The 11605-nt window shown below is 33.5% G+C and carries 11 protein-coding genes; 8 read left to right on the top strand and 3 right to left on the bottom strand.

The annotated features are described in order from the left end of the window. Positions 1-179: 179 nt before the first annotated feature. Positions 180-1061, bottom strand: a complete 882-nt coding sequence (locus tag A2290_03690) for a deoxyribonuclease IV (GenBank protein ID OGC16685.1) — start codon at positions 1059-1061, stop codon at positions 180-182. 57 nt (positions 1062-1118) lie between these two features. Here A2290_03690 and A2290_03685 point away from each other — a divergent pair, with 57 nt between their 5' ends. Next, positions 1119-2024 (top strand): hypothetical protein, encoded by a 906-nt coding sequence (locus A2290_03685; protein ID OGC16684.1) that lies wholly within the window; start codon positions 1119-1121, stop codon positions 2022-2024. Between the two features lie 6 nt (positions 2025-2030). Here A2290_03685 and A2290_03680 read toward each other — a convergent pair whose 3' ends face one another. Continuing rightward, positions 2031-2879, bottom strand: a complete 849-nt coding sequence (locus tag A2290_03680; protein ID OGC16683.1) for a hypothetical protein — start codon at positions 2877-2879, stop codon at positions 2031-2033. A 73-nt stretch (positions 2880-2952) separates the two neighbouring features. After that, positions 2953-3633 (bottom strand): glycosyl transferase, encoded by a 681-nt coding sequence (locus A2290_03675; GenBank protein ID OGC16682.1) that lies wholly within the window; start codon positions 3631-3633, stop codon positions 2953-2955. A gap of 126 nt (positions 3634-3759) precedes the next feature. Here A2290_03675 and A2290_03670 point away from each other — a divergent pair, with 126 nt between their 5' ends. From A2290_03670 to A2290_03640, 7 genes are read left to right on the top strand one after another with little or no spacing between them, the layout of a single operon-like run. Then, the gene (locus A2290_03670; GenBank protein OGC16681.1) at positions 3760-5199 is read left to right on the top strand and encodes a UDP-N-acetylmuramoyl-L-alanyl-D-glutamate--2,6-diaminopimelate ligase; all 1440 of its coding nucleotides are present in this window, start codon (positions 3760-3762) and stop codon (positions 5197-5199) included. A 28-nt stretch (positions 5200-5227) separates the two neighbouring features. Beyond that, positions 5228-6325, top strand: coding sequence for a hypothetical protein (locus tag A2290_03665; GenBank protein OGC16680.1), 1098 nt, complete (start codon positions 5228-5230; stop codon positions 6323-6325). 46 nt (positions 6326-6371) lie between these two features. Further along, positions 6372-7265, top strand: a complete 894-nt coding sequence (locus A2290_03660; GenBank protein OGC16679.1) for a hypothetical protein — start codon at positions 6372-6374, stop codon at positions 7263-7265. 17 nt (positions 7266-7282) lie between these two features. Further along, complete coding sequence (locus A2290_03655) at positions 7283-7498, top strand: hypothetical protein (GenBank protein ID OGC16678.1); 216 nt, start codon at positions 7283-7285, stop codon at positions 7496-7498. Next, positions 7488-8861 carry a hypothetical protein gene (locus A2290_03650; protein ID OGC16677.1) on the top strand — a complete coding sequence of 458 codons (1374 nt, stop codon included), beginning with the start codon at positions 7488-7490 and terminating at the stop codon, positions 8859-8861. Before A2290_03655 ends, A2290_03650 begins: the two co-directional genes overlap by 11 nt. After that, the gene (locus tag A2290_03645; GenBank protein ID OGC16676.1) at positions 8858-10423 is read left to right on the top strand and encodes a hypothetical protein; all 1566 of its coding nucleotides are present in this window, start codon (positions 8858-8860) and stop codon (positions 10421-10423) included. The genes A2290_03650 and A2290_03645 overlap by 4 nt, the downstream gene beginning before the upstream one ends. Before the next feature lie 55 nt (positions 10424-10478). Further along, positions 10479-11588, top strand: coding sequence for a hypothetical protein (locus A2290_03640; GenBank protein ID OGC16675.1), 1110 nt, complete (start codon positions 10479-10481; stop codon positions 11586-11588). Positions 11589-11605 lie beyond the last annotated feature (17 nt).

The following is an 11605-nucleotide window of genomic DNA, read 5'->3' as shown; positions in this document are numbered from 1 at the left end:
TTCTCAAACTATTTCAAGATTGGGTGAGGGCAGAGAAATCCAGGATGGAAAATTCACAAAGTCATTATTTTATGTATTACAAAACTTTTCTTGCACAGCGTTTTTTGGCTTAATGACAATAATTATTGAAAAATGCTTTTTGCTAGGAGAAAGTCAGGAGAATTCTGTTCGTCTATGAATCATACGGGTTTACTCGAGGTATAAATACTCGGGGTTAAGCTTTTTAAAATTGATAAATTCTTAACATCTAATTTCATATCAGGATCTTTTGGAGTTTCAAGAACCATAGGTTTATCGATGAATCTTTTATCGTTTAAGATGAGTCTGAAAGGTTCCTTTCCAAGAGTTCCTTCTCCAATATGTTCATGGCGATCTTTTTTTGAGCCAAGCTCTTTTTTGCTGTCATTTAGATGAAAGGCCAAAAGGTTTTTAATCCCTATCAGCTTGTCAAATAAGGAGAAAGTCTCTTTGTAACCTGATTCTGTTTTTATGTCATATCCTGCGGTATAGGAGTGACAGGTATCAAAACAAACTCCCAATCTTTCCTTATTGTCCACAGAAGTAAACCAATGTTCAAAATGTTCAAATTTATAGCCTAGTCCTGATCCTTGTCCTGCTGTTGTTTCAAGGGCTATTTTGACTTTATATCCTTTTGTTTTTTTTATAAGGAGATTTAAGCTTTCAGTCACCTTTTTAATCCCAAATTTTTCTCCTTCTCCTGTATGTGATCCCGGATGAATAACAATAAACGGAAGGCTTAATGCTTCGCATCTTTCAATCTCGTCTAACATTGATTTAATTGACTTTTCGTAGTTATCTTTTTTAGGGGAGGCTAAGTTGATTAAATATCCTGCATGTGCGAAAACAAAAATACCCGTCTCTTTTTGAAGCTTTTTAAATCTTTCTATTTCATCTTTTGGCAGTGGTTTGCCGAACCATTGGTTGTTATTTTTTACGAATATTTGAATAGCAGTACAATCAATTAAAGCTCCACGTTCAATCGCTTTATCAACACCACCTGCTATCGACATATGCGAGCCTAAAAATCTTTTTTGAGGCATTGAATAATTATATCATTTTGTTGTGAAATTTTTTTATATGTTTACAGATATGAATTTATGAAAAATAAATTTCTTTTAGCATCCAGGAGATCTTTTTTATCTTTAAGAGACAGCTTTAAAGATTATTTTAAATGGGAGACGGAAAAGACAGGAAAAACACCTTGGAGAAAAAAGGTTTTACTTGAGTCTCAGAAAGGATCTTCCTCTGTAAATAATTTTATGGTTTCAGATTCATATTGTCCGTCTTTAGTTAGAGATGGCATAGAAAGACCCATGAATTTTGCAACCTTTGTCGGCCTCCCAGGCAGGATTGAGCGTCATTATTTTAGCGAACTTTATGTTGGTAATGAAAGAATTGTTTTAAAGGTTATTATTAAAAAAGGGGAAGCTAAATTGATAGCTTACGGCATTGAAGGAAAAGTATTGCTGGAAAGTTATTTGGATGAAAATAAATCTTATCGTTTAAAAATTGGAGAGATACTATTTTCTTTATCGTCATTATATTCTGAATATTCAACGAATGAAGAGAATTCTTTTTTTAGTGTTACGCCCTGTTATATAGAAGGTTTATATAAAATAGCTCCTCCTCCTGAGACAGAAGAACCTTTTTTTATTTTTGGGGTGCACGGTGATAAATCAGGTTATTTTTCTAAGAGGATTGCCTCTTCTTTTGAGGCTAAGGGCGGAGTTTTTAGCTTTGGAATTGCGGGATTAGGCTTTCAGATTTTTTGTGAAAATCTTCGAAATGGCAAATATGATGTTGATTTTGTTATGATCGAAGATATCCCTTTTGGATCATTTTATTTCAGAAGACGGACTTTCTTCCTCAAAGGGTTGGATGTGGATGCAAGAAATTGCCTGCAGTTTTGTTTTGCCGGGGAAAAAATTCTTTTGTTTGCTTCTTCCGAGAAAAATGTTTTAGTAGACGATATATATGACAACCAATTAACCCCGATTTCCTAATCGGGGTTAATTTTTGATATTTTCTTCAAAACCCTGCCTATACAAGAATTCTTCCCATAGATATTGAAAGAATCTAGAAGTCTTTGATTTTGCTTCTATGATTTTTTTGAGAGGATATATTCTTTTTATTAAAAAATATATCCCATAGGCAATTGGATTAAAACCTAAAAACATCTTTATTTCAAAGTTTGGATGTTTATTAAGGAAAATTTTGGCGGACATTCCCATATTGTATTTTCTTTTGAGCATATCTTCTTGTGTTATGGGGTGTAAATGGTGGTTAATCGCGCTTGGCAGATAGAATAAGGGGATTTTTATTTTTGACAGACGATATCCGAGTTCTATATCTTCCCAGCCATAACCTGTGAATGCCATGTCAAACATACCTGACTTTTGTATGATATTTTTTGAAATGGATAAATTTCCTGTCAGAAAATAGGCCCACTTAAGTTTTTGTCCGTCTTTAAACTCTTTTTTTATATATGGGTTTCCGTCAGGATTGATAGTTAAACCTTCAAAAGAGGAATGTGTTTTTGCTTCGTGCGCCTTTAAATGCTCTTCTAGCAGTTTTGGGTCGGCAAGCATATCGGCATCTGTTAGAAAAACAATCTCTCCTTCTGCTTCATTAATTCCGCGGTTACGTGCTCCAGGCCTTCCGAGGTTTTCTTGTTTAATGTACCTTACTCCTTTAATCTTTAATTCTTTTATCATTTGTTCTGTGCCGTCTGTTGAGGAGCTATCAACAACAATAATTTCATAAAGGTCTTTTGAGAGCGTTTGGTTAAGTAAAGAATCCAAAACCTTTTTTAACTTCTCTTTTTGATTATAAGTTCCTATAACGACACTAAGTTTCATGTTTTTGAATCCTTAACTCTCTTTACCTTTTTATCTCTTTATGGCTCTTTACCCCGATTATCCTAATCGGGGTTTATATCTTTGTAAACTTGTATTTGACCAACGTCCAAATTGCAGAAAAAGCGTCTTTCCATGATATCTTTTTTCCTTCATCAAATGCTCTTCCTTTGTAAGATATCGGGACTTCTAGAATTTTGTATCCCTTTTTTGATATTTTTGCTGTTATTTCCGGTTCCATGTCAAATTTTTTTGATTTTATATCCAATGTTTTTGCCAAATCTGTAGGTATCAGTTTATAACAGGTTTCCATATCGGTTATTTTAATCCCATATAAAATGTTTGTGATAACGGTAAGAACTTTATTCCCTATAAAATGAGCAAAAGAAGAAAACTTATGTTCGCCTAAAAACCTTGAACCGTAGACCACTTTAGCTTTGCCTTGAATTATCGGATTTAAAAGTTTTTTATAGTCTTGAGGATCATATTCTAAGTCTGCATCCTGGATAATAATATAATCGCCATTTGCGGCGGCAATGCCTGTTTTAACTGCGGATCCTTTTCCTTGATTTTTTTTTTGCAGGATTACTTTTATCTCGTCGGATTGAAATAAAGGATAAAGATCTCGTGTTCCGTCTGTGGAAAAATCATCTACTATTAAAATCTCTTTTTCAATGTTAACTGCCAAAACGCGATTTAAAATCTCTTCTAATGTTTTTTTCTCATTAAAAACTGGAATAATAATTGATAATTTCATCTGATTATTTTATATGATATCATATTTATAGGAATAACCAATATTTGGTTAAATAACGATTATGAAGAAGAAAATAAAAGATATAAAACTGCCTAAAGAATTTAAAAAATATCTTGAACTTTTGAGATGAAGACAAACAATATCGCCTACGATTCCCGCAAAGTAAAAAGCGGAGATCTCTTTGTTGCAATCCCCGGATTAAAGGTTGATGGCCACGATTTTATAGCTCATGCGATTAAAGCTGGGGCATCTACTATTGTCGCGGAAAAAGATTTTGACGCTCCCCCAAGTGTGAAGAAAGTTATTGTTGATAACAGCCGAAAAGCTTTGGCGGAACTTTCAAACAGATTCTATGATTGTCCTTCTAAAAAGTTAAAAATCATAGGAATTACAGGGACTAATGGAAAAACTACTACAGCTTATCTTATAGAATCAATTCTTTCTGCAGCCGGGTTTAGGGTAGGATTAATAGGGACGGTTGAAAATAAAATAGGCGGGAAGTCGATTGACTCAAAGCTTACAACTCCGGAATCTCTTGAGCTTCAGGAACTTCTTGCAGAAATGTTACGAGCTGGGGTAACCCACGTTGTAATGGAGGTCTCTTCTCACGCTTTAGCCCAGTATAGAGTTTACGGTTGTGATTTTGATGTTGCGATATATACTAATTTGACACATGACCATCTTGATTTTCACAAAGATATGAATAGCTATTTAGAGGAGAAGAAGAAGCTTTTTAAAATGTTAAAGCCAAGTGGCGCGGCGATAATAAACGTTGATGACCCTTATTCAAAGGATATAGCCTCGGTTGTTGAAACCGAGGTTGTTTTTTATGGTTTTAAAGAGGGGAGGCATGAACTTAGATCGGCTAAACACAGTGATTTAGACGGAACATTAAAAGACTTTAAAGTCGATAATATTAATTCTATGCAAGTTAAAATAGATTCAGAAGAGATTAAAACAAGTTTGATAGGAGAATTTAATGTATATAATATTTTAGCTGCTTATCAGTGTGGACTCTATTTTAATTTAAGTCCGAAAATTATTAAGCATGGTTTGGAAAAAGCCAAAGTCCCGGGTCGTTTCGAGCTTTTTAAGAGTAAGAATGGTTTTTATGTTATTGTGGATTTTGCTCATTCTCCTGATGCGCTTAAGAAACTTTTAAAGACTGTTAAGCCTTTTGTTGAGGGGCGGTTGATTTTGGTTTTTGGTTGTCCGGGGGATCGAGATAAAACTAAAAGGCCTATTATGGGGAGAATAGCCTCGGAAGCAGCTGATCTTGTTTTTGTAACAACTGATGATCCTCATGCTGAAGATCCTCAAAACATAATAAATGACATAAAGGGCGGAATGATCAATGACCAATGTCCGATTTCTAATATCGAATTTCAAAAAGCTAATTACTTTATTATTGACAGAAAAATGGCCATCCAAAAAGCCTTGGAATTAGCAAATAAGGGAGATATTGTTGTTATCGCGGGTCGCGGACATGAAAAATATCAGGATTTTAATGGGGAAAAAGTTTATTTGGATGACAGGGAAGTTGTAAAAGCGTTTTTATTAAATTGATGTTATAATAACAACTAAGTGTTTTTTGATGAAAAAGATTTTTAAAATAATTCCGCTTTTTTTGCTTTTTAGCATATTCGGCGCTATAACACTTGTTTACGCGGTAGATATCAATTCTCTTGGATTGACTGTTCCTGCTATTCAAGAGGTTCCGGCGTCTGAACATTCCGCTCCGAAAAGTTTTGGAGATATGGCGATGGAGGGTCCTATAGATGCCAAATCCTATATTTTGGGGCCGGGGGATAATATTTCTGTTCATATTATTGTCGGTGATGAAGAGTTGTCAATTAACCATAATCTTTTTGTCGGTGCGGACGGCAATGTGTTTTTCCCCAATATAGGAGCTATATATCTTTCCGGTTTGAGTTTAAGCCAAGCAAAAAACAAGATAAATTCTACTATAAAAAACATGTATCAGGAGAAATTTGAGATTTTTGTATTGCTGACTCAGCCCAAAAAAGTTAAGATTTATTTGATTGGGATGGTTAAAAATCCAGGACCTTTGGCTATTTATGACGGATTAAGAGTTTCAGAAGTAATTGCTCAGGCAGGTGGAATTGCCAGTGGCGGGTCTAATCGATATATTTATATAAAACGTAGGTCTTTTGATGGAAGTGAGAGCAAGGTTATAAAAGCCGATCTTTTTGATGCTTATCGAGGCAAAGATTTGTCAAAAGATATTTATGTTCGTTCGGGGGATATTATTGAAGTTCCAAGTGTCGACAATATTCGTATAAGTCAGACTAAGATAGACGAATCCAAGGACAAACTTATCTTTGAAGGAAAAGAGGTTTTTGTTTATGTATATGGGGAGGTATCAAGAAGCGGTAGGTTTGAGTATGTTCCTGGCAAAAGTGTTTCTGATTATATAAGTTATGCTGGAGGCCCTAAAGATAAAGCTCTTCTTAACTCTGTTCAACTGACAAGAAAAATAAGTGACAGATCAGAAAAATATTCTGTTAGCGTCGGTGACGTTATATATAACGGTGATACACAGAAAGATATGGAGGTTTTAGGCGGGGATGTTATAAATGTTCCGGGGAATTTCTTCTATTTTTCAGACTTTGCCAGTTTTGCTAATACAATTTTACTTACTTTGACATTGTATAGCTCGTTGGTTAAATGAGGAGAATCAGACATAGAAAGGTTGTTGCTTTAATAGGAGTTTAGCTGTGGATCAAAATTATGATGACGATGAAATAAATTTGAGAGAATATTTAGATGTTTTGCTGAAGCGTTGGGTGTTAGTTGTTTTTACAGCTTTTGTTTTTGTTTTATTTGCTTTCTTTTTAAGCGTAAGGCAAAAGCCTGTATACGAAGCTTCAGCTACTGTCTTGCTTCGTGGAAGCCAGTCTTCTGTTTCTCAGTATGCCGGAATTGCTGGCGCATTAGGCATTAATTTAAGTGGAGGAGGGAATATTGCAGAATTACAGGAATTATTAAAGAGTAAAGCTGTTGCGGCAAAAGTGCTTAAGGATCTTGACTTGGTTCACAGAATAAAGGGTTGGGATGACCCTGGAATAGAAACGAGGACTTTAATCTCTTCAGTAAGTGGGATGTTGTTACCTCCTGACTCTTCAGGAAATGTTCTGCAGATAAAAGCAGCAGCTTTTGATCCTCAGCTTGCGGCAGATGTCGCAAATGGATTTGTTAATGCTTTGTCCTATTATTGGAATGAGCTAAATTATACAGAAGCGCATAAAAAGCTTGATTATATAAAAGCTGAATTGCCTAGAGTTGAAGAGGAATTAAAAAATATAGAAGATAAGTTAAAGCTTGTGCCAAGGGGCGCTACTGGTTTTTCTTTCTCAGGACAGAGTGGAATTCAACGCGATTATGAGATTTATAATTCGGTTTACACAATGCTTAAAAAAGAGCTTGAAGCCACAAAACTTGAAGCTTCAAAAGAGCTCTCCCCATTTTCTGTTTTAGATCCTGCGGAAAAGCCTTTGGGGCGCAGCAAACCTAAAATCAAACTGAATTTGATGATAGGTTTTGTTGTTGGTTTGTTTACGGGTGTTTTTGTTGTTTTCTTTAGAGAGTATTGGAAGAAGAGCAATATTTAATTTAAAAGGAGTAGCTGATGTTTCTTTATACAAGTTGTTTTTTTTGTTTAGTTTTATTTTTTTGTTCTTCATTTTCCAATCAAGCTTTTGCTTATCTTGATCCAGGAGCAGGGAGCTATATTTTTCAAATATTACTAGCTTTTTTTATAGGCTCTATTTATTCTATAAAAGTTTTTATCTCTAAAGCATCAAAAAAAATCCCCCGTTTTAAAGAAAAAAAAGATGCAAAGTGATAGTTCGTTAATAGGTGGTTCCTTTAAAGACCCTTCAGGTTTTGTTTTCAGTAAAGACGGAGAGATTTATAGACAGATAAATTTTACCTATAAAAATAATTATGAAATGTTTATGCGCTGCGGGCTTTATGATAAGCTTGTGGAGGCAAACACTCTAATTTCTCACAAAGAAGTTTCAGTTGAAGCTCAAAATTCAAATATAGCATATAAGATAATTAAACCGGAACGTATTTCTTTTATTTCTTATCCATATGAGTGGTGTTTTGGACAACTAAAAGATGCTGCATTGCTCACTTTAAATTTACAAAAAACAGCGCTTGATTTTGATATGACGCTTAAAGATGCTAGCGCTTTTAATATTCAGTTTGTGAAGGGGAATCCTAAATTAATAGATACTCTATCTTTTGAAAAATACGATGAAGGTGAACCTTGGATTGCGTATAAGCAGTTTTGCGAACATTTTTTAGGGCCTTTAGTGTTAATGGCTTTTAAGGATTATAGGCTTTCTCAGCTTTTTAAGGTTTTTATAAATGGGATTCCCCTTGATTTGGTTAGCTCTGTTTTGCCAAAGACAAGTTGGTTGAATCCTGGTATTTTTATTCATATTCATTTGCATTCAAAAGCTCAAAAAAAATATGAGGAGAGAAGAATATTTTCAAAGAAGGTGTTTTTTAGTAAAACCCATTTTTACGCGCTTATAGATAATCTTCAATCGGTTGTTGAAAAATTAAAGTTAAACAAAAAACATAGTCATTGGAAAGATTACTATGTTAGTAATAATTATTCTCCACACTCTTTTGAATTTAAAAAAAGTGTAATTTTAGATTTTATTGATATTCTGAAGCCTTTTAATGTTTGGGATTTGGGTTGTAATACAGGTGGTTTTTCTGAAATAGCAGCCAGTAAAAACATAGAAACAATAGCCTTTGACAATGATTTTTTTTGTATTGAAGATATTTACAATAAATCTAAGTTTGAAAAGATATTGCCATTGTTTTTGGATTTGTTAAATCCTACTCCCTCTTTAGGTTGGGCAAATTTAGAGAGAGATTCTTTAATAAAGAGGGGACCTGCTGATTTGGTTATGGCTTTGGCGTTGATTCATCATTTAGCGATAAGTTGCAATATCCCTTTTATAAAGATTGCCGATTTTTTTAGCAAAATTTGTAATTGGCTTATAATAGAATTTGTGGAAAAAGAGGATTCTATGGCACAGAAACTTTTCAATTCAAGAAAGGATATATTTCCTCATTATAATTCTGAAAATTTTAAGGCGACATTTGAAAAAAAATTTATTACTGAGAAAACGGTTGAAATACCCGGTTCTCATAGAACACTATATCTTATGAGAGCGAAAAAATGAAAAAAATCATAATATATCCTTTTGTTTTTGCCGTATATCCTGTTCTGTTTTTGTTTTTTAATAATTTAGGTGAACTTGGTTTTTTTGATGTTTTTCCAAAATTATTATTTTTTATATTTATCTATTTTCTGTTATGGGTTGTTTTATTTATTGTTTTAAGGAACTTAAACCTAGCTTCTGTAATTTCTTCTGTTCTCTTTTTATGGATTTTTTTATACGGGAGTTTTTGTTTTTTATTTTCAAATCTTTTAATTGAATATATATTTATTAGGGAAAGGTTTTTATTGGCATTTTGGGTTTTTGTGCTAGTTTGCTTGTTTGTTGCGTTGATGATTTATTTTAGGAGAAATAAGCAATTGGAGAAGATTAATTATTTTTTTAATGTAGTTGCTTTTGTTTTGGTTTTGGGATTAGTGTTTAACTTTTTGTCTTATAAATTAAATAATATTCATAAAAGGGTTGATGTTAATGCCCTAAAAAGTGTTAAAAAGATGAATTCTTTGGGTTTTATTTTTTCTGAAAAATCAAAGAAAAGAGATGTTTATTATATAATTCTTGATGCTTATTCGTCTGACAGTGTTTTAAAAGGTTTATTTGGTTATGATAATTCGAGTTTTACAAACTCCTTAAAAAAAAGAGGTTTTTATGTCGCGGATAAAAGTTTTAGTAATTATGCTTTTACTCTAGCCTCTCTTTCCTCGTCTTTAAATATGACTTACTTGGATTTTGTTGGAAGGATAATGGGGCAAGAATCTAATGATATTTCGTATTTACAAGAGATGATGAAAAATGCTGTCGTGGAAAAAACTTTTGCACAAAACGGATATGAAATTATAAATATAGGTTCGTGGTGGAAGGCTACTTCTTCAACTCCGAGTACAGCTTCTTTCATGGATAAGATCTTACTTGATGAATTTAATATGCTTTTATTAGAAAGTAGCATATTTCATCCTTTTAGCATACAGATTACTTTTCCGGTTTTAAGGTGTAGGGTCATTGATCAGTTTAAAGAGATAGAAGAGGTTTCAAATAATAAAAATCCAACATTTGTATTTGCCCATATATTATCCCCTCATCCTCCTTTTATTTTTAATTCGAATGGTTCAAAGTTAAAGTTGCCTAAAGGGGTTGCTGGGTGGTTTGATCACAGTTTATATGTTCCTCAGCTTCGATTTATCAATAAAAAGGTGATGCAGTTGGTTGACTCTTTGTTATCAAAGTCAAAAGTAAAACCTATTATTATAATACAGGGTGACCATGGCGCCGGTTATTTATTTGAACAGGATATAAAAAACAAACCTACGGATATAAGAAATAAGCCAAAACATATGGGAAAACTCTTTTCCGATGCTAACTTAAAAGGTCAAATGCGTATTTTAAATGCATACTATTTGCCAGATGTGGAGTTTGTAAATACGAGCATAAGTCCTGTGAATACTTTTCGTCTAATATTTAATTGGTATTTTGGAGGTAATTTCCAGATATTGGAAGATAAAAGCTATTTTTCAAGTTATTTTAGGCCTTATAAATTTATAAATGTAACGGAAAAAGTGAAATATTAGAGAAGATATGACTAATTTTGACTGGTCTTGATTAGTTGTAGACAAAAAAATTTAAATGGATAAAATTAAAGTTTCAATAATTGGTGCGGGAGTTGTTGGGCTTGCAATTGCAAGAGAACTGTCAGAGAAAATATGCGGAGATATTGTTGTTTTTGAAAAAAATGCGCATTTTGGTCAGGAAATAAGCAGCCGTAATAGTGAGGTTATCCATGCTGGTATTTATTATCCCAAAAATTCCTTAAAGAGTAATCTTTGCCTTTTCGGCAATAAACTCTTATACGAGTTTTGTAAATTAAAAGGAATTAGACATAAAAATTGCGGTAAAATTATAGTTTCTACAAATGAACAAGAGGCAATACAAATAAGATCTATTTATGAAAAATCAACTTCAATTGGTGTTCCAGGTCTTACACTTTTAACCAAAGATGAAATCTTTAAGATAGAGCCCCAAGTTTACGCGTTAAATGGCGTATTTTCTTCTACCACTGGAATAATTGATTCTCATGGTTTAATGAAAATTTTGCATGAAGAAGCTCAAAATAATGGGACAATGTTTGCCTTTGAGAATGAGGTTGTAAAGATTGTAAAAACTTTTGAGGGATATATTATTGAAACTTTAAGAGGAGAAAAAATTCTTTCAGAAATAGTTGTGAATGCCGCGGGTCTTTATTCGGATAAAATAGCTAAAATTACGGGATTTGATGTTGATTTGCTTGGGTACAGGCTCCATTATTGCAAAGGCGACTATTTTTCGATATCTAGAGCCTCGGGTATGCTGCATCATCTTGTATATCCGGTTCCTCATGAAAAAGGATATGGGCTTGGTGTTCATGCGACACTTGATCTTGAAGGATGTGTAAAATTGGGTCCTGATGCAACTTATGTTGATCATATTTATTATGATGTTGATTCCAGTAAAAGAGAGGCTTTTTATAAAGCCGCAAAGCATTATTTGCCATTTTTAAGAGAGGAACAACTTATGCCGGATACATCCGGAATGAGACCAAAATTACAAGGATTAAATGATGGGGTTAGAGATTTTATGATAAAAGAGGAGACTGAAAATGGGTTTCCTGGCTTTGTAAATTTGATAGGAATTGAATCTCCAGGGTTAACAGCTTGTTTGGCAATTGGGAAGCATGTTGGCGGCATAATCTCCTTGTGACTGGTGTTGACTGGTCT

This window comes from candidate division WOR-1 bacterium RIFOXYB2_FULL_36_35, from assembly GCA_001771505.1.
GTDB lineage: Bacteria > Margulisbacteria > WOR-1 > XYC2-FULL-46-14 > XYC2-FULL-37-10 > XYB2-FULL-36-35.
Note: the sequence above shows the minus strand (reverse complement) of the source record. Positions and strands in the feature narration are given on the sequence as shown.